Source organism: Mesorhizobium sp. M0074, assembly GCF_040322975.1.
Lineage (GTDB): Bacteria > Pseudomonadota > Alphaproteobacteria > Rhizobiales > Rhizobiaceae > Mesorhizobium.
Window position 1 is genome coordinate 17,079 of the sequence record NZ_JAMYUM010000011.1, and the last position, 16,965, is coordinate 34,043.

The following is a 16,965-nucleotide window of genomic DNA, read 5'->3' on the forward strand; positions in this document are numbered from 1 at the left end:
TTCGCCGCTGTAAACCGCCAAGCATGGCTTGGAAAATTTTGGAAGCAGCTTCTTGAACGACGAGACGCCCATTCGAAGCGACGATGCCACGCCGGCCTTCGCGCCGGCGACGCCGATGATGGAGCAGTATATCGAGATCAAGGCGGCGAACCCGGATTCGCTGCTGTTCTACCGCATGGGCGATTTCTACGAGCTGTTCTTCGACGACGCCGAGAAGGCAAGCCGGGCGCTCGGCATCGTGCTGACCAAGCGCGGCAAGCATCAGGGGCTCGACATCCCGATGTGCGGCGTGCCGGTGCATGCCGCCGACGATTATCTGCAGAAGCTGATCGGCCAGGGGTTCCGCGTCGCTGTCTGCGAGCAGATCGAGGATCCGGCGGAGGCCAGGAAGCGCGGCGGCAAATCGGTGGTGCGCCGCGACGTGGTGCGGCTGGTAACGCCCGGCACCATCACCGAGGACAAATTGCTGGCGCCGTCGGAATCGAGTTTTCTGATGGCGCTGGGACGGGTCAAGGGTGGGGCAGAGCACGCTTTCGCCTTGGCCTGGATCGAGATCTCGACCGGTGTCTTCCGCGTCGCCGAGACCACCGCCGACCGGCTGCTCGCCGACGTCTTCCGTGTCGATCCGCGCGAGCTGATCGTCGCCGAGCCGGTGTTTTACGACCCGGAGCTGAAACCGGTGTTCGACGTGCTCGGCCGCGTCGCCAGCCCGCAGCCGCCGTCACTGTTCGATTCGGCTTCGGCCGCCGGCCGCATCGCCCGCTTCTTCGAGGTGGCAACGCCGGATAGTTTCGGCACGTTTTCGCGCGCCGAGCTGTCGGCGATCTCAGGCGTCATCGCCTATGTCGAAAAGACGCAGAAGGCCGAGCGGCCGCCGCTGTCGCGGCCGGAGCGCGAGGAGCAGGGCTCGACGCTGTTCATCGACCCGGCGACGCGCGCCAATCTGGAGCTGCTGCGCACGCTGTCCGGCAGCCGCGACGGGTCGCTGTTCAAGGCGATCGACCGCACGGTGACCGGTGGCGGCGCAAGGCTGCTCGCCGACCGCTTGACGGCGCCGCTGACCGACCCGGCGGCCATCGCCGCAAGGCTGGACTCGGTGTCGTTCTTCCGCTCCGAAACGCGCCTCTGCCAGGCAGTGCGGGCAAGCCTGAAGAGCGTCGCCGACATGCCGCGGGCGCTGTCCAGGCTGGCGCTCAACCGCGGCGGCCCGCGCGACCTCGGCGCGCTGCGCGCCGGTTTCGAAGCGGCCGGCGCCATCGCCGAACTGTTCGGCCAAACCGCATTGCCGGCCGAACTGACCGCGGCGTTGGGAGCTATCAAGGCACTGCCCAGTGATCTGGCGACGCATCTGGCACAGGCGCTCAGCGACGAGCTGCCTCTGCTGAAGCGCGACGGCGGCTTTGTCCGCGGCGGCTACCACGCCGAACTCGACGAGATGCGGGCACTGCGCGACGAGTCGCGAAAGGTGATCGCCGGGCTGGAGCGTTCGCTGATCGACGAGACCGGCATCCGCTCGCTGAAGATCAGGCACAACAATGTGCTCGGCTATTATATCGAAGTCACCGCTAACCACCATGCGCTGATGACCGGCAGCGACGGCGCCAAGGCGCGCTTCATCCATCGCCAGACCATGGCCAACGCCATGCGCTTCACCACCACGGAACTCGCCGAACTGGAAACCAAGATCGCCAACGCCGCCGACCGGGCGCTGGCGATCGAGCTTGCCGCTTTCGAGGCGCTGACGGCGGAAGTGGTCGGCCAGGCCGACACGATCCGTGCCGGCGCCGAAGCGCTCGCCGTGCTCGACGTTTCGGCCGCACTTGCCTTGCTTTCCGAGAGCGAGGCCTGGTGCCGGCCGCTGGTCGATGCGAGCCTTGCCTTCGAGATTTCGGGTGGACGTCATCCGGTGGTCGAACAGGCGCTGCGGCGTTCCGGCGAAGGCCCGTTCGTCGCCAATGATTGCGATCTGTCGCCGCAAGGCGATGCCAAGGCCGGCGCGATCTGGCTGCTGACCGGCCCCAATATGGGCGGCAAATCGACCTTCCTCAGGCAAAACGCGCTGATCGCCATCCTCGCCCAGACCGGCTCCTTCGTGCCGGCGGCATCAGCCCATATCGGCGTCGTCGACCGGCTGTTTTCGCGGGTCGGCGCCTCCGACGATCTGGCGCGCGGCCGCTCCACCTTCATGGTCGAGATGGTCGAGACGGCGGCGATCCTCAACCAGGCAGGCGAACGCGCACTGGTCATCCTCGACGAGATCGGCCGCGGCACCGCCACTTTCGACGGCCTGTCGATCGCCTGGGCGGCGGTCGAATATTTGCACGAGAAAAACCGCTGCCGGGCGATCTTCGCCACGCATTTCCACGAGATGACGGCGCTGGCCGGAAAATTGCCGCGGCTCTCCAACGTCACCATGCGGGTCAAGGAATGGGAGGGCGACGTGGTCTTCCTGCACGAGGTCGGCAAGGGTGCGGCCGACCGTTCCTACGGCGTCCAGGTAGCGCGGCTGGCCGGCCTGCCAGAGGCCGTCGTCGGCCGGGCCAAGGAAGTGCTGCACCAGCTTGAAGCAGGCGAGGTCTCGGGCAAGGCCAACCGTCTGGTCGACGACCTGCCGCTGTTTTCCGTGGCGGCGAAGCGGGAGGCGTCGAAGCCGGCGAAGAGTGATGGGCTGGGTTTGGCGCTAGCGGAGATCAATCCCGACGAGATGACGCCAAGGGAAGCGCTGGAGGCGCTGTACCGGCTGAAGGGGATGGCTGGGAAGTAGTGCTCGTCCGATAGCGCTCTACGGCACCCCCCTCTGTCCTGCCGGACATCTCCCCCTCAAGGGGGGAGATTGGCAGCTTCGCTGGCAGCGTCTTTTCTTCGTTTGAAGTTGGCGAAAGCCGATGCGACGTCCAATCTCCCCACTCGTGGGGGAGATGTCCGGCAGGACAGAGGGGGGCGCGAAGGATCGCAAACCTTGTACTGCGCGAACCCTCAAATCATCGCCAAGCCCTGCTTCCGCCTCGGTGGCGGAAAAGCGCGGTCAATTTCGCCGAAATCTTCGCTCGTGAGCTCGATCTCCAACGCCGCGACATTCTGCCGGATATGCTCCGGGCGACTGGCCTTCGGAATAGCAATCACCCCGTCCTGCGCCATCACCCAGGCAAGCGCGATCTGCGCCGGCGTCGCACCGTGGCGGGCGGCGATGGCATCTAACCTGGCGTTGCGCGCCAATACCCCCTGATCGACCGGCGAATAGGCCATCAGCGGCATGCCGCGTTCCCAGCTCCACGGGGCGAGGTCGAACTCGACGCCGCGCTGCGACAGATTGTAGAGCACCTGGTTGGTCTGGACGTTGCCGCCGGCCGGCAACCGGACCAGCTCCTCCATCTCGCCGGTATCGAAATTGCTGACGCCCCAGTGGCGGATCTTGCCGGCTGCCTTCAACGCTTCGAACGCCTCTACCGTTTCCATCAAAGGCACGCTGCCCGGCCAATGCAGCAGATAAAGATCGATTCGGTCGGTGGCGAGATGCCTCAGGCTGTTCTCGCATGCCCGTTTCACGCCGGTGCGCGAGGCATTGGACGGCAGCACCTTGGAGACCAGGAAAACCTCGTCGCGGCGTCCGGCGATGGCCTCCGCCACCACCTGCTCGGCGCCGCCGCTGGCATACATTTCGGCGGTGTCGATCAGCGTCATGCCGAGATCCAGCCCGAGCTTCAGGGCATTGGCCTCGTCGCCACGGCGGCGGCCGTCTTCGCCCATCTTCCAGGTGCCCTGGCCGAGCACCGGCACAGCTTCGCCGCAGGGCAGGGTGGTCGTTCTTATCGTCGATGGCATGGCATGCTCCAGTCCGAGGCCCGGATAGCACCATAGCCGCCAAGGGAAATCCAGGTGAAGCAGAAATCCAGGTGAAGCCTCTCGCCCGGATTCCCCGACAGCGTGACGCCTACTTCACCGGATGGGCGGCAAGCCAGTCCTGCATCTGCTTGATTTCGGCCTGCTGCGCGGCGATCACCGCTTCGGCCAGCTTGCGGATTTCCGGATCCTTGCCATTGGCGAGCTCGACCTTGGCCATGTCGATCGCCGCCTGGTGATGCGGGATCATGCCGCGGGCGAAATCGACGTCGGCATTGCCGGAATATTCGATTGCCATCATGTCGGTATGCATCTTGTCCATCGCCGCCTTGTAGCCTTCGGTCGAAGGGCCCTGCGCGCCCATCGCGCCCATGTCGTGTTTCATCTCCTCGGCTTGCGCCGGAACGCTTTCGAGGAAAACGGCAAGCAGCATTCCCGCCGCCATCATCAGCAGCACGATCTTCTTGGCCAAGGTCATTCATCGTCTCCTTTTTTGAACAGGGTCTATCTGGGCAGTCGACTCAGAGTTTCAACGTCCTGAGCCGCAACGCGTTGGAGATCACCGAAACCGACGATAGGCTCATCGCCGCCGCCGCAATCATCGGCGACAACAGCGTGCCGGTGAGCGGATAGAGCACGCCGGCGGCGACCGGCACGCCAAGCACGTTGTAGAGGAAAGCGAAAAACAGGTTCTGGCGGATGTTGCGGATCGTGCCCTGGGCAAGCGTGCGGGCTCGGACGATGCCGTTGAGATCGCCCTTGACCAGCGTGATCCCTGCACTCTCGACCGCGACATCGGCGCCGGTGCCCATGGCGATGCCGACATCGGCAGCGGCGAGTGCTGGCGCATCGTTGACGCCGTCGCCGGCCATGGCGACGCCGGCGCCGTTTGCACGCAATTCCTCGACCAGCGCACCCTTCTGCTCGGGCAAAAGCCCGGCACGCACCTCGTCGATGCCGAGCTTGGCGGCGATGGCTTTCGCCGTGCGCTCGTTGTCGCCGGTCGCCATGACGATCTTCAGCCCGCTGTCATGCAGCGCCTTGATCGCCTCGGCGGTGGTCGCCTTGATCGGGTCGGCGACGGCGACGAGGCCGGCGAGCCGGGTGCCGACAGCAACGAACATCGCGGTCTTGCCGTCGGCCTGCAGCGCCTCGGCACTGGCCAGGACCGACGCCGTGTCGATGCCGAGATCGGCCATCATCGCGGCATTGCCGAGCGCCACCTTCTGCCCCGAAACCGTGCCGGAAACGCCCTTGCCGGTGACGGCCTCGAAACCGCCGGCGTCCGGGATATTCACCCCGCGTTCGCGGGCGCCGTCGACGATCGCCTCGGCCAGCGGATGCTCCGAGCCTTTTTCCAGTCCGGCGGCGAGCGCAAGCAGATCGTCTTGCGCCATCCCTTCGAAAGCGACGACATCGGTCAGCCGCGGCCGGCCTTCGGTCAGCGTTCCCGTCTTGTCGACGATCAGCGTATCGACCGAGGCAAAGCGCTCGAGCGCCGCCGCTTCCTTGATCAGCACGCCGGCATGCGCGCCGCGTCCGGTGGCGGTCATGATCGACATGGGCGTGGCAAGGCCGAGCGCGCACGGGCAGGCGATGATCAGCACCGAGACCGCCGAGACGATGGCAAACACCAGGCTGGGTTCCGGTCCGACGATCGCCCAGGCGACGAACGCAATGATCGCGACCAGAACGACGGCCGGGACGAAGTAGAACGAGACGCGGTCGGCCAGCCCCTGGATCGGCGCGCGTGAACGCTGCGCCTTGGCGACAAGCTCGACGATGCGCGCCAGCGTCGTCTCGGCGCCGACTTTGTCGGCGCGCATGATCAGCGAGCCGTTCTTGTTGAGCGTGCCGCCGGTGAGGTTGTCGCCTTCGGTCTTTTCGACCGGCAGCGGCTCGCCTGTGATCATCGATTCATCGATGGAAGAGCGTCCTTCGAGCACAGTGCCGTCGACCGGCACGGCGTCGCCTGGGCGGATGCGCAAGCGGTCGCCGGCCTTGACGGTTTCGAGCGGCACGTCGTTTTCGGAACCGTCCGCGCCGATCTGCCGCGCCGTCTTCGGCGCCAGGTCGAGCAGCGCGCGGATCGCCGAGCCGGTTTTCTCGCGGGCGCGCAATTCCAGCACCTGGCCAAGGAACACCAGCGCGACGATCACCGCCGCCGCCTCGAAATAGACCGGCACGGTGCCGTCATGGCCGCGGAACTGGTGCGGAAAGAGGCCTGGAAACAGCGTGGCGACGACGCTGTAGAGATAGGCGGCACCGACGCCGAGCGAAATCAGCGTCCACATATTGGGGCTGCGGTTGAGGACCGAGTTCCAGCCGCGATGGAAGAACGGGAATGCCGCCCACAGCACCACTGGGCTGGCCAGCGCCAGCTCCAGCCAGACCTTCGCGCGGTCGTCGATGAAGGCCTGGAACGTCAGGCCGAGCATCGGCGCCATGGCGATGACCAGCAACGGCACGGACAGCACCGCGCTCACCCAAAAGCGCCTGGTGAAGTCGACCAGTTCGGGGTTAGGTCCCTCGTCGCCGGTCGGCACGCCCATCGGCTCCAGCGCCATGCCGCAGATCGGGCAGGAGCCGGGCTTGTCGCGGATGATTTCCGGATGCATCGGGCAGGTGTATTGCGTGCCCTTGGGCATCGGCTGCGGCGCCGGCCTGTCGCCGAGATATTTTGCCGGCTCGGTTTCGAACTTCGCCTGGCAAGCGGCCGAGCAGAAATAGAAGCCCCGGCCCTCGTGCCGCAAAAAGTGCTTGGCCGTGGCGCGATCGACGCTCATGCCGCAGACGGGATCGGTTGCGGTCAGGTATTTTTCCGGCTCGGCGACGAATTTCGCGCGGCAGCTCTCGCTGCAGAAATGATAGCGATGGCCGTCATGCTCGGCCGTCGGCTTGCCGGCAGCCGGATCGACGGTCATGCCGCAGACCGGATCGCGGACGACGGCGTCCGCAGCAGACGAGGCGCCTTTTGCCGAGCAGCAGCTGCCATGGGCGTGATGATGGTGGTCGGAATGCGTCATGCCGAAAGCCCCTGTATTTCGATGTTGCGGCGGAGGTAGTGCTTCCAGTAACTGGAAGGTCAAGGGCTGATTTCGATTTTTCGTGGCCAGGCCCAAACTGCACCGGCCGCGGGCATGAGACGATCGTCCCGTTCCACGGCTGCGGAGAACGCGTCCGTCCGCCCCATACCCAGCGCCGCGAAAACGCGCTATAGACGCCGCCGAAACGGCGAGGCCGAACGGCATTTATGGCAAGAATATCCCTGAAGCTCGAGGAACTGATCGACGGCGAAGCCTTGCGCCGCGAGATGACCGAACTGACCGAGGCGTCGGCAGGCGACGGCTCCGGCAAGGCCGCGCGCAGCGGCGTTCTCAAGCTTCTCAAAAGCCGGCTCGCCGACGGCCGCACGGTCGCCGAACGCATGCTGATGGACGATGGCAGCGGTACCGCCTGCGCCGCCCGGCTGTCGCATCTGATGGATGAGATCATCCGCGCGCTCTACGACTTCGCCGCCACCCATGTCTATCGCGTCAAAAACCCGTCATCGGCCGAGCGCATGGCGGTCGTGGCCGTCGGCGGCTATGGCCGTGGCACGCTGGCGCCCGGGTCCGACATCGACCTGCTGTTCCTCCTGCCCTACAAGCAGACGCCATGGGGCGAGCAGATCGTCGAATACATGCTCTACATGCTGTGGGATCTCGGGCTGAAGGTCGGCCACGCCACCCGCAACATCGACGAGTGCCTTAGGCTGTCGCGCACCGACATCACCATCCGCACCTCGATCCTGGAGGCGCGCTTCCTGTGGGGCGAGCAAAAGCTCTATGACGAGCTTTTGCAACGCTTCGACCACGAGGTGGTGCGCACCACCGGCCCCGAATATGTCCAGGCCAAGCTCGCCGAACGCGACGAGCGCCACGCCAAGGCCGGCGAGAGCCGTTACCTGGTCGAACCCAACGTCAAGGACGGCAAGGGCGGCCTGCGCGACCTGCAGACGCTGTTCTGGATCGCCAAATATTTCTACCGCGTGCGCACCGGCGAGGAACTGGTCGACAAGGGCGTCTTCACCGACGCCGAATACAGGGAATTCCAGAAGGCCGAGGATTTCCTATGGGCGGTGCGCTGCCACATGCATTTCCTCACCGGCAAGGCCGAGGAGCGGCTGCATTTCGACATCCAGCGCGACATTGCCGAGCGGCTGGGCTACACCACCCATCCCGGCCTGTCGGCGGTCGAACGCTTCATGAAGCATTACTTCCTCGTCGCCAAGGATGTCGGCGACCTGACCCGCATTTTCTGCGCCGCGCTGGAAGAAGAGCAGGCCAAGCATGTGCCGGGCTTCAACCGCATCTTCCTCACCTTTTCGCGCCGCAGGCGCAAGCTCGCCGGCACGGCCGATTTCATCGTCGACAACCACCGCATCAACATTGCCGACGACGAGGTGTTCGAGCGCGATCCGGTCAATCTCCTCAGGCTGTTCTGGTTCGCCGACAAGCACGGCCTGGAATTTCACCCCGATGCGCTGAAGCTGTTGACCCGTTCGCTCGGCCTCGTCGGCAAGGCACTGCGGCGCGACGAGGAAGCCAACCGGCTGTTCCTCGACATCTTGACCTCGGACCGCAACGCCGAGCTCAATCTACGGCGCATGAACGAGGCCGGACTGCTTGCCAAGCTGATCCCGGACTTCGGCAAGATCGTCGCCATGATGCAGTTCTCGATGTACCACCACTACACGGTGGACGAGCACCTCATCCGCTGCATCGGTGTGCTGGCCGAGATCGAGCGCGGCGACGGGGAAAAGATCCATCCACTCGCCCACTCGCTGATGCCGGGGCTGAAGAAGAGCCGCGAGGCGCTCTATGTCGCCGTGCTGCTGCACGACATCGCCAAGGGCAGGCCGGAGGACCATTCGCAAGCCGGCGCCAGGATCGCCCGGCGCATCTGCCCGCATATGGGGCTCTCGCCGGCCGACACCGAAACGGTCGCCTGGCTGGTCGAGAACCACCTCGTCATGTCGATGACGGCGCAGACCCGCGATCTCAACGACCGCAAGACGATCGAGGATTTTGCCGCCATCGTGCAGTCGGTCGAACGGCTGAAGATGCTGCTTGTGCTTACCGTCTGCGATATCCGCGGCGTCGGGCCTGGGGTCTGGAACGGCTGGAAGGGCCAGTTGCTGCGTACGCTCTATTACGAGACCGAGCTTTTGTTGACCGGCGGGTTTTCGGAGGTGTCGCGCGCCAAACGGACGGCGGCGGCGCGCGAACAACTGGCCGAGGCGCTTGCCGACTGGCCGGAAAAGGCCCGCAAGCGTTATGTCGGCCAGCACTACGAGAACTATCTGCTGGCGGTCGATCTTCCCGACCAACTCCGCCATGCCGAATTCATCCGCGAGGCCGATCACGCCGGCAAGAAGCTCGCCACCATGGTGAAAACCCACCAGTTCGAGGCGGTGACCGAGATCACGGTGCTGGCGCAGGACCATCCGCGCCTGCTTTCGGTGATTGCCGGCGCCTGTGCCGCGGCCGGCGGCAACATCGTCGACGCGCAGATATTCACCACCTCGGATGGCCGCGCGCTCGACACCATCCTGATCTCGAGGGAGTTCGACCTCGACGAGGACGAGCGCCGCCGTGCCGAGCGCGTCGGCCGGCTGATCGAGGACGTGCTGTCGGGCAAGAGCTGGCTGCCCGAAATGATCGAGAAGCGCACCAAGCCGCGGCGCGGCGCCAAGGTTTTCCGTATTCCGCCACGCGCCGAGATCCGCAACACGCTGTCGAACCGTTTCTCGGTGATCGAGGTCGAGGGGCTGGACAGGCCGGGCCTTCTGTCGGAGATCACCGGCATGTTGTCGGACCTGTCGCTCGACATCGCCTCGGCCCACATCACCACCTTCGGCGAAAAGGTCATCGACACGTTCTACGTCACCGATCTCACCGGCCAGAAGATCGACAGCCCGTCGCGCACCGCGACCATCCGCAACAGGCTGATCGCGGTGCTCGAGGGCACGGCGTCCGAGCGCGGCAAGACCAAAACGGCCGCCGAGTGACTGTTACCTTCCATTTGCCCCAATCGCACAGGCAGTCTTCAAGCGCATGAGCCTTGTCAAGAAATTCGCCACGGTCGCTTCCGGCACGCTGATGAGCCGCGCCCTCGGTTTCGGCCGCGAGATGCTGATGGCTGCCGCACTCGGCACCGGGCCGATCGCCGACGCCTTCAACGCCGCCTTCCAGTTTCCCAACACCTTTCGCCGGCTGTTCGCCGAAGGCGCCTTCAATGCCGCCTTCGTGCCGCTGTTCGCCAAGGAGATCGAGACACACGGCACCGACGGCGCCAAGCGCTTTTCCGAAGAGGTGTTCGGCGTCTTGTTCACGGCGCTTCTGGCGCTGACCATCGCCATGGAACTGGCGATGCCGCTGATCGTGCGCTACCTGGTGGCGCCGGGCTTTGCCGACACGCCGGGAAAATTCGAGACGACGGTGGCGCTGGCGACCGTCATGTTCCCCTACCTGATCTGCATGTCGCTCGGCGCCATGATGGCCGGCATGCTGAATTCGCTGCGCCGCTATTTCGCCGCTGCGGTGGCGCCGGTGTTCCTCAACGTCATCCTTATCGCCGTGCTTGCCTATGCCTGGTACAAGGGTTCGGACGCCCGCACCGTTGGTTTCGGTCTGGCCTGGGGCGTGCTGGCGGCCGGCCTGGTGCAGCTGGCGATCGTCTGGGCGGCGGTGCGCCATGCCGGCATTTCGATCGGCTTCCGGCGGCCGAAGATGACGCCGAACGTCAAGCGGCTGCTGATCCTGGCACTGCCGGCGGCGATCACCGGCGGCATCACCCAGATCAACCAGCTGATCGGCACGGCGATCGCGTCGGCGCAGGACAGCGCGGTGTCGTCGCTGGCCTATGCCGACCGCGTCTACCAGCTGCCGCTGGGCGTCGTCGGCGTCGCCGTCGCCATCGTGCTTTTGCCGGAACTGTCGCGGGCGCTGAAATCAGGCAATCTGGTCGAGGCCGCCAATCTGCAGAACCGCTCGGTCGAGTTTACCCTTTTCATGACCTTGCCGGCGGCGGCCGCGCTGCTGGTCATGTCCGAGCCGATCGTGCGGCTGGTCTATGAGCGCGGCGCCTTTGCCGCCAACAATTCGACGCCGACGGTCGCGGCAATCCTGGCGATCTTCGGCCTCGGCCTGCCGGCCTTCGTGCTGATCAAGGCGTTCACCCCAGGCTATTTCGCCCGCGAGGACACGCGCACGCCAATGATTTTCGCCGCCATCTCGGTGGCGGTTAACATTACGACGGCGCTGACGCTGTTTCCGACCATGGGCGCGCCCGGCATTGCCGTTGCCTCCGCTGTCGCAGGCTGGGTCAACGCGGCGATGCTGCTCGCCGTGCTGATCCGGCGCGGCCATTGGGGCCGCGACGTGCCGCTCATGAAACGCATCCCGCGGCTGGTGCTGTCGGCGGCGGTGATGGCCGCGGCGCTCTATTTTGCCGAACACTGGTTCGCCGCAAGTCTCGGCTCCGGCTCGCCGCTGGTGATCAAGGCGGTAACCCTGCTTGCGCTCGTCGCCGGCGGGGCGCTGCTTTACTTCGTCACCGCCTTCGCCACCGGCGGCGCCGATTTCGGCATGATCCGCCGCAATATCGGGCGCAAGGGATCCCAGCCGGTCAAGCAACAGTCTCCAGATCCGTGAAGCGGAATTCGTCCGCCGTCGAAAGCATCGGAACGGCGTAGTAGCGCGCACAGGCGTAGTGGAAACAGTCGGCCATGTTGAGGCGGCCAGTGTTGTTGCGAAACCGCGACGCAGCCTCGACTGACAGAGATGCTGCGTCAGAGGGAGGCGGAAGCTCCCGCAAGGTGATTCCACGCTCTTCGAGAAAACGGCTGACTATCTTGAAGCTTGTGGCGACCGGTACGGCCAGCTTTTCCGATCGCGAAAGCGCCATCGCGGCTTCCCAAACCGCGATCGCCGACGTGAACGGAGCCGACGCCTTCATGACCGCCTGCGCGCAGCGCTGGGCTTCGGCCTCGTTGCTCAGTATTGCAACGATAGCCGCTGCATCGATGAACATCAGTCTTCGCCGGACAATTCGTCGTAGACCGAGCGCGGCAGCGGCTTGCGCGCCTGCTCGCTCAGCTCAATCCCGAACTCGGCCCGGAGCCGTGCCGCCGTCTCCAGCGGCGTCTCGCGATTGCGTCGGCGCTCCAGAGCTTCGCGCATGGCGATCACGATTGCCTCGGTGATCCCGACACCCTCAAGCCTGGCAAAAGCCCGCGTCAGGCTGTCCGCTTCCTTGTTGTTGATGTTGATCGTCATTGTTTTGCTTCCGCTGTGTAGCAAATACTATGTAGCTATCTACATCAGTCCGTCAATGTGGCCCTAAGCCAAATCGAAGCGATTGCCGAGGCGAGCTATTTTGTTCTTGCTTTGTGCCGGCAGCTATGCTATTGATTTCCGTATGGTGCTGATTGGCGCCGAGGAACCCGCCGCAAGGCGGGTTTTTGTTTCTGGTCGGCGTCATCCCCTTCAAACAGCCTCCTGCGGCGTCTTGCTCGGCCGACGCCAAAGCCTGCGCGCCCAGTCAATACCCCTCTTGATCGCCTCCTCGCTCTCGTCCATAAGCGCGCCGTCGCAAGACTTTCGCCGCGCGCGAAACGGCCCTCCACAAGCCAGGGAAACACTATGACCGACCTCAACCAGCCCGCCCCCAAGCCGCTCGTCTTTTCCGGCGTCCAGCCGACCGGCAATCTGCATCTCGGCAATTATCTCGGCGCCATCAAGAAATTTGTCGCCCTGCAGGACACCTCCGACTGCATCTATTGCGTCGTCGACCTGCATTCGCTGACCGCACAGCTCGTCTATGAGGATCTTCAGGACCAGACGCGTTCGATCACCGCGGCGTTTCTCGCCTCCGGCATCGATCCGACCAAGCACATCGTCTTCAATCAGTCGAGGGTGATGCAGCACGCCGAGCTTGCCTGGATCTTCAACTGCGTGGCGCGCATCGGCTGGATGAACCGGATGACGCAGTTCAAGGACAAGGCCGGCAAGGACCGCGAGAACGCCTCGCTCGGCCTGCTCGCCTATCCCTCCCTGATGGCCGCCGACATCCTCGTCTACCGCGCCACCCACGTGCCGGTCGGCGACGACCAGAAGCAGCATCTGGAGCTGACCCGCGACATCGCGCAGAAATTCAACAACGACTTTTCGGACCGCATCGCAGCGCTTGGCGTCGGCGTCGAGATGCAGGTCGGCGAAGAGACGGTGAACGGCTATTTCCCGCTGACCGAGCCGGTCATCGGCGGCCCGGCAGCGCGCATCATGTCGCTGCGCGACGGTTCGAAGAAGATGTCGAAATCCGATCCGTCGGACCTGTCGCGCATCAACCTGACCGACGACGCCGATGCCATCTCGAAGAAGATCCGCAAGGCCAAGACCGACCCGGAGGCTTTGCCCGGCGAACTGGACGGGCTTGCCGGCCGGCCGGAAGCGGAAAACCTCGTCGGCATCTATGCCGGCCTCGCCGAAATCTCGAAAGAGGCGGTGCTGAAGGAATATGGCGGCCAGCAGTTTTCGGTGTTCAAGCCGGCGCTGGCCGACCTTGCGGTGGAAAAACTGGCGCCGATCGCCGGCGAGATGCGCCGCATCTCCAGCGACCGCGCCTATGTCGACGCGGTGCTGCGGGATGGCGGCGAGCGTGCCGGCACATTGGCCGAAGCGACCATGAAGACAGTGCGCGACATTATCGGCCTGCTGCAAGGCTAATGCATGTCGCGCAAAAGTGTGCAGCGGTTTTGCGATAACGACATGCATAAAACAAGAACCTGAAGCGCGTCGCTGGTCGAACGCGACGCGCTTTAAGCTGCACCAGCATTGCCACAGCCGCCGGTCGCTTGCGGGCGGGCTGTGGCGGTGGCAGATTGCGACCGAAACCATCGAACAGGGTGAATATGGTCTCCAAACGCCTCAGCCGCGAAGTCGGTCATCGCCGCAAGTTCCTGGCGATCATCGACGACACGCCCGAATGCGAGCGCGCCGTCGCCTACGCCTCGAAGCGGGCGCAAAGCACGGGCGGCGTACTGGTGCTGCTCTATGTCATCGAGCCGGATGATTTTCAGCACTGGCTGGGCGTCGAGAAGATCATGCGCGAGGAGGCGACCGCCACGGCGCGTGCCGCACTGGACAGCTACGCCAACAAGGTGCGCCAGAAGCTCGGCATCGAGCCGGAACTGGTGGTGCGCGAAGGCAAGCCGACCGAAGAGATCCACAAGCTGATCGAGGAAGACCAGGACATCGCCATCCTGGTGCTGGCGGCAGGCGCCGGCAAGGAAGGGCCTGGGCCGCTGGTCGGCGCGGTCGCCGGCAAGGGCGCCGCCTTTCCCATCCCGGTCACGGTGGTGCCGCAGAACCTGTCGGACGAAGAGATCGACAGCCTCGCCTGAGATGTGCTGATATTCAGGTGAGGCCGGCCTGCAAATGGCAGCTTCCTGCGCTTCCGGTGCTCACGTACCAAAAGTACGCTCCGCTCCGGTTCACGGAAACCACCATTTTCGGCTCGGCCTGACCTGAATCTCAACACATCTCCAATCGTTTCAGCGAACTAGCAAAACATTCCGCCAGCCAGCCGTTCCCCCCGATGCCTTTCCCTTGAATGTCGGGCGGATAAAGCCTAATTAGAATTATTCCAAACTAGCTGCCCGAAACGGGCACGGAGACGGCCATGTTCATCCAGACCGAGTCGACGCCAAACCCGGCGACGCTGAAATTCCTGCCCGGCAAGGAAGTGCTGCAGGAAGGCACCGCCGATTTCCGCGATGCCGATAGTGCCGCGACGGCTTCGCCGCTCGCCGGCCGGCTGTTCGAAATCCCCGGCGTCACCGGCGTCTTCTTCGGCTATGATTTCATCACCGTGACCAAGGACGGCCCCGACTGGCAGCATCTGAAGCCGGCTATCCTCGGCGCCATCATGGAGCATTTCATGTCCGGCGCCCCGGTGATGGCCAAGGCCGGCCCCGCCGCCGAGACCAGCCAGACCGGCGAATTCTACGACAAGGCCGACGAGGAGCTGGTCGTCACCATCAAGGAGCTGCTCGACACGCGGGTGCGCCCGGCGGTGGCCCAGGATGGCGGCGACATCACCTTCCGCGGCTTCGAGAACGGCACCGTGTTCCTGCACATGAAGGGCGCCTGCGCCGGCTGCCCGTCGTCGACGGCGACGCTGAAGCACGGCATCCAGAACCTGCTCCGGCACTTTGTGCCGGAAGTGCAGCATGTCGAACAGGTCTCCTGACGCGACGTTCCATTGTCAACATCGATAGACAACAAAAAACCGGGCCAAAGTGCCCGGTTTTCTGTTTGCGACGTCTGTGTTGTTGCCTAGACGGTCCGCGTATAAGGGTTTTATATCACAATGACCTTGGCGCCGACCGAGGTGCGGTCGTAGAGGTCGATAATGTCCTGGTTCATCAGCCGGATGCAGCCCGACGACATCGCCTTGCCGATCGAATTCCATTCCGGGCTGCCATGCAGGCGATAACCCATGTCGCCGCCCTTGTTGAACAGGTACATAGCGCGCGCGCCGAGCGGGTTCTTCAACCCCGGCTCCATGCCACCGGCAAACTTGGCCAACTCCGGCTGCCGCTTGATCATCTGCGAAGGCGGTGTCCAGGTCGGCCATTCGCGCTTCAGCGCGATATGGGCGGTGCCGTGCCATTCGAAACCCTCACGGCCGACGCCGATGCCGTAGCGCATCGCTTCGCCGTCGCCCATGACGAAATAGAGGAACTTGTTCTGCGTATCGACGATAATGGTGCCCGGCTTTTCCCTGGTGTCGTAGTCGACGATCTGCCGGCGGTATTTGAACGGCACCTTTTCGATCGGAACGCGCGGCAGGTGATAGCCGGCGTCGGTCACCGCGCCGTAGTTGTTGGTGAAGATCTGCGAGCCGATGGTGCTGCAACCGGCGACAGCCGTCGACAGCGCCAGGGCCGCGACGATTGCAAGTGACTTCATGCGCATGAAAAGGTCCGATGCCTGCCCAAACAACAGCGGCTCGAGTCGGCCGCTTTTTTCATCTTCATTCATGCTGGCATTTGCTTTGCTTGCCAAGCGGGCGATGCCTACATCCTTGGACTTGCGTGCTGGTAAACCTGCGACTATGGCATTTCGGCAACAGCCCCCGCAGGATTATGTTGCAAAATCAATGGGCCAGGAACAAGAACCAGGAGACGAGGACATCACCGTGAATGTCGGTGCCGCTGCCCGGCGCTCTGGCCTGCGGCCAAGACCATCCGTTGCTGCGAGGAGATCGGCCTGAGACGCGGCCGCCGCAGGGGAAAGTCCAGACGGGCCGGGTTTAATAAAGGACGCCGCGAAGCACGGTCCAGGCCAGAAGCCCGAACATGCCGATCACCACCAATGCACCAAGGACCGTGCCGATCGTTTCAGGCAGTCCATCGGGGCGACCAGGATCGTCGGCCATTCAACTATCGATCATGACGTAGGCCGCACCAAACACGGCAACGACAATTGCCCCAAGCACCGCCCAGCCTCTGATGGCCGGGCGGATTTCCTCCGGCGTCGCCGATTTCCGGTCGCCATCTTCCGTCATCTAATGCTCCCCGTAAAACACCGTAGCCGACATTGAAAGCGCACGCTGCCGGCGCTGCCAAGAGCCGCAGTGGACTCTTTTGCGCAAAAGTTTAGGAACGTGCGCAGTTCGCGAGCAAGCGTTACCAGCCTTCGACACTCCGCAAAGCGCGGGCGGCGGTCACGATCCCGGTGGGCGATACCGGATCGACTTGGCTTTCCCAAGGGCTTCCATCGTCTCTTCGACACTTAGCAGCACGGTGGTCTCGTAAGAGCTGAGCGCGCCTCCCGCACCGATGGCGAGCATGACGGATGCCATCGACACGTTGTCCGGCGCCTCCCATAGGTTCCAGCCATCGTACTCTCCGAAGGCATACCAGAACCCGTGCAGCTTTCCGCCGACCGACTCGATGTAGGAACGGGCAGCCTCGCGTCTATCCTCGGGATTATCCATCAAGCGCGCCCAGGTTTCGGGCCTGTAGCTGAATCGCGTGAGATACATCGGCATGGTTCGTCTCCTCCCAGAGCTGCC

The 16,965-nt window shown here is 64.2% G+C and carries 15 protein-coding genes; 6 read left to right on the top strand and 9 right to left on the bottom strand.

What is annotated here, in order from left to right; genetic code table 11:
- The first annotated feature begins 115 nt into the window (after nucleotides 1-115).
- Nucleotides 116-2,764, top strand: coding sequence for a DNA mismatch repair protein MutS (gene mutS / locus NKJ73_RS16400; RefSeq protein WP_352570371.1), 2,649 nt, complete (start codon nucleotides 116-118; stop codon nucleotides 2,762-2,764).
- A 212-nt stretch (nucleotides 2,765-2,976) separates the two neighbouring features.
- On the opposite strand, the gene NKJ73_RS16405 is transcribed toward mutS, so the two are convergent.
- The 3 genes from NKJ73_RS16405 to NKJ73_RS16415 all read right to left on the bottom strand — a co-directional run bounded on the left by NKJ73_RS16405 (nucleotide 2,977) and on the right by NKJ73_RS16415 (nucleotide 6,866).
- Complete coding sequence (locus tag NKJ73_RS16405; protein WP_352570224.1) at nucleotides 2,977-3,822, bottom strand: aldo/keto reductase; 846 nt, start codon at nucleotides 3,820-3,822, stop codon at nucleotides 2,977-2,979.
- 109 nt (nucleotides 3,823-3,931) lie between these two features.
- Entirely contained in the window at nucleotides 3,932-4,318 is a 387-nt protein-coding gene (copM, locus tag NKJ73_RS16410; protein WP_352570225.1) for a CopM family metallochaperone, read from the bottom strand.
- A gap of 43 nt (nucleotides 4,319-4,361) precedes the next feature.
- On the bottom strand, nucleotides 4,362-6,866 hold the full coding sequence (locus NKJ73_RS16415) for a heavy metal translocating P-type ATPase (RefSeq protein WP_352570227.1): 2,505 nt from the start codon (nucleotides 6,864-6,866) through the stop codon (nucleotides 4,362-4,364).
- 227 nt (nucleotides 6,867-7,093) lie between these two features.
- Here NKJ73_RS16415 and NKJ73_RS16420 point away from each other — a divergent pair, with 227 nt between their 5' ends.
- Nucleotides 7,094-9,892 (top strand): [protein-PII] uridylyltransferase, encoded by a 2,799-nt coding sequence (locus NKJ73_RS16420; RefSeq protein WP_352570228.1) that lies wholly within the window; start codon nucleotides 7,094-7,096, stop codon nucleotides 9,890-9,892.
- Between the two features lie 46 nt (nucleotides 9,893-9,938).
- Complete coding sequence (gene murJ / locus NKJ73_RS16425) at nucleotides 9,939-11,537, top strand: murein biosynthesis integral membrane protein MurJ (protein ID WP_352570229.1); 1,599 nt, start codon at nucleotides 9,939-9,941, stop codon at nucleotides 11,535-11,537.
- Here murJ and NKJ73_RS16430 read toward each other — a convergent pair.
- Together NKJ73_RS16430 and NKJ73_RS16435 are read right to left on the bottom strand one after the other, a co-directional pair.
- Entirely contained in the window at nucleotides 11,512-11,916 is a 405-nt protein-coding gene (locus tag NKJ73_RS16430) for a type II toxin-antitoxin system VapC family toxin (RefSeq protein ID WP_352570230.1), read from the bottom strand. The genes murJ and NKJ73_RS16430 overlap by 26 nt on opposite strands.
- On the bottom strand, nucleotides 11,916-12,161 hold the full coding sequence (locus NKJ73_RS16435; RefSeq protein ID WP_023676383.1) for a type II toxin-antitoxin system VapB family antitoxin: 246 nt from the start codon (nucleotides 12,159-12,161) through the stop codon (nucleotides 11,916-11,918). Before NKJ73_RS16435 ends, NKJ73_RS16430 begins: the two co-directional genes overlap by 1 nt.
- 366 nt (nucleotides 12,162-12,527) lie before the next feature.
- Here NKJ73_RS16435 and trpS point away from each other — a divergent pair, with 366 nt between their 5' ends.
- The 3 genes from trpS (at nucleotide 12,528) to NKJ73_RS16450 (ending at nucleotide 15,135) form a co-directional block, all read left to right on the top strand.
- Entirely contained in the window at nucleotides 12,528-13,610 is a 1,083-nt protein-coding gene (gene trpS, locus NKJ73_RS16440; protein ID WP_352570231.1) for a tryptophan--tRNA ligase, read from the top strand.
- A gap of 185 nt (nucleotides 13,611-13,795) precedes the next feature.
- On the top strand, nucleotides 13,796-14,287 hold the full coding sequence (locus NKJ73_RS16445) for a universal stress protein (protein WP_023676385.1): 492 nt from the start codon (nucleotides 13,796-13,798) through the stop codon (nucleotides 14,285-14,287).
- 278 nt (nucleotides 14,288-14,565) lie between these two features.
- On the top strand, nucleotides 14,566-15,135 hold the full coding sequence (locus tag NKJ73_RS16450; RefSeq protein WP_023676386.1) for a NifU family protein: 570 nt from the start codon (nucleotides 14,566-14,568) through the stop codon (nucleotides 15,133-15,135).
- Between the two features lie 110 nt (nucleotides 15,136-15,245).
- Here NKJ73_RS16450 and NKJ73_RS16455 read toward each other — a convergent pair whose 3' ends face one another.
- From NKJ73_RS16455 to NKJ73_RS16470, 4 genes are all read right to left on the bottom strand, one after another.
- A complete protein-coding gene (locus NKJ73_RS16455; RefSeq protein ID WP_352448678.1) occupies nucleotides 15,246-15,863 on the bottom strand; it encodes a L,D-transpeptidase in 618 nt (205 codons plus the stop codon).
- Between the two features lie 337 nt (nucleotides 15,864-16,200).
- On the bottom strand, nucleotides 16,201-16,326 hold the full coding sequence (locus tag NKJ73_RS16460) for a hypothetical protein (RefSeq protein ID WP_352570232.1): 126 nt from the start codon (nucleotides 16,324-16,326) through the stop codon (nucleotides 16,201-16,203).
- A complete protein-coding gene (locus tag NKJ73_RS16465; RefSeq protein ID WP_352570233.1) occupies nucleotides 16,327-16,455 on the bottom strand; it encodes a hypothetical protein in 129 nt (42 codons plus the stop codon).
- A 159-nt stretch (nucleotides 16,456-16,614) separates the two neighbouring features.
- Nucleotides 16,615-16,941 (bottom strand): GYD domain-containing protein, encoded by a 327-nt coding sequence (locus NKJ73_RS16470; RefSeq protein WP_352476054.1) that lies wholly within the window; start codon nucleotides 16,939-16,941, stop codon nucleotides 16,615-16,617.
- Nucleotides 16,942-16,965: the final 24 nt, after the last annotated feature.

What these genes read in the sequence shown, in the direction of transcription:
- mutS (WP_352570371.1), top strand. Translation starts at nt 116, where the DNA reads ATGATGGAGCAGTATATCGAGATCAAGGCGGCGAACCCGGATTCGCTG.
- NKJ73_RS16405 (WP_352570224.1), bottom strand. Translation starts at nt 3,822, where the DNA reads ATGCCATCGACGATAAGAACGACCACCCTGCCCTGCGGCGAAGCTGTG.
- copM (WP_352570225.1), bottom strand. Translation starts at nt 4,318, where the DNA reads ATGACCTTGGCCAAGAAGATCGTGCTGCTGATGATGGCGGCGGGAATG.
- NKJ73_RS16415 (WP_352570227.1), bottom strand. Translation starts at nt 6,866, where the DNA reads ATGACGCATTCCGACCACCATCATCACGCCCATGGCAGCTGCTGCTCG.
- NKJ73_RS16420 (WP_352570228.1), top strand. Translation starts at nt 7,094, where the DNA reads ATGGCAAGAATATCCCTGAAGCTCGAGGAACTGATCGACGGCGAAGCC.
- murJ (WP_352570229.1), top strand. Translation starts at nt 9,939, where the DNA reads ATGAGCCTTGTCAAGAAATTCGCCACGGTCGCTTCCGGCACGCTGATG.
- NKJ73_RS16430 (WP_352570230.1), bottom strand. Translation starts at nt 11,916, where the DNA reads ATGTTCATCGATGCAGCGGCTATCGTTGCAATACTGAGCAACGAGGCC.
- NKJ73_RS16435 (WP_023676383.1), bottom strand. Translation starts at nt 12,161, where the DNA reads ATGACGATCAACATCAACAACAAGGAAGCGGACAGCCTGACGCGGGCT.
- trpS (WP_352570231.1), top strand. Translation starts at nt 12,528, where the DNA reads ATGACCGACCTCAACCAGCCCGCCCCCAAGCCGCTCGTCTTTTCCGGC.
- NKJ73_RS16445 (WP_023676385.1), top strand. Translation starts at nt 13,796, where the DNA reads ATGGTCTCCAAACGCCTCAGCCGCGAAGTCGGTCATCGCCGCAAGTTC.
- NKJ73_RS16450 (WP_023676386.1), top strand. Translation starts at nt 14,566, where the DNA reads ATGTTCATCCAGACCGAGTCGACGCCAAACCCGGCGACGCTGAAATTC.
- NKJ73_RS16455 (WP_352448678.1), bottom strand. Translation starts at nt 15,863, where the DNA reads ATGCGCATGAAGTCACTTGCAATCGTCGCGGCCCTGGCGCTGTCGACG.
- NKJ73_RS16460 (WP_352570232.1), bottom strand. Translation starts at nt 16,326, where the DNA reads ATGGCCGACGATCCTGGTCGCCCCGATGGACTGCCTGAAACGATCGGC.
- NKJ73_RS16465 (WP_352570233.1), bottom strand. Translation starts at nt 16,455, where the DNA reads ATGACGGAAGATGGCGACCGGAAATCGGCGACGCCGGAGGAAATCCGC.
- NKJ73_RS16470 (WP_352476054.1), bottom strand. Translation starts at nt 16,941, where the DNA reads ATGCCGATGTATCTCACGCGATTCAGCTACAGGCCCGAAACCTGGGCG.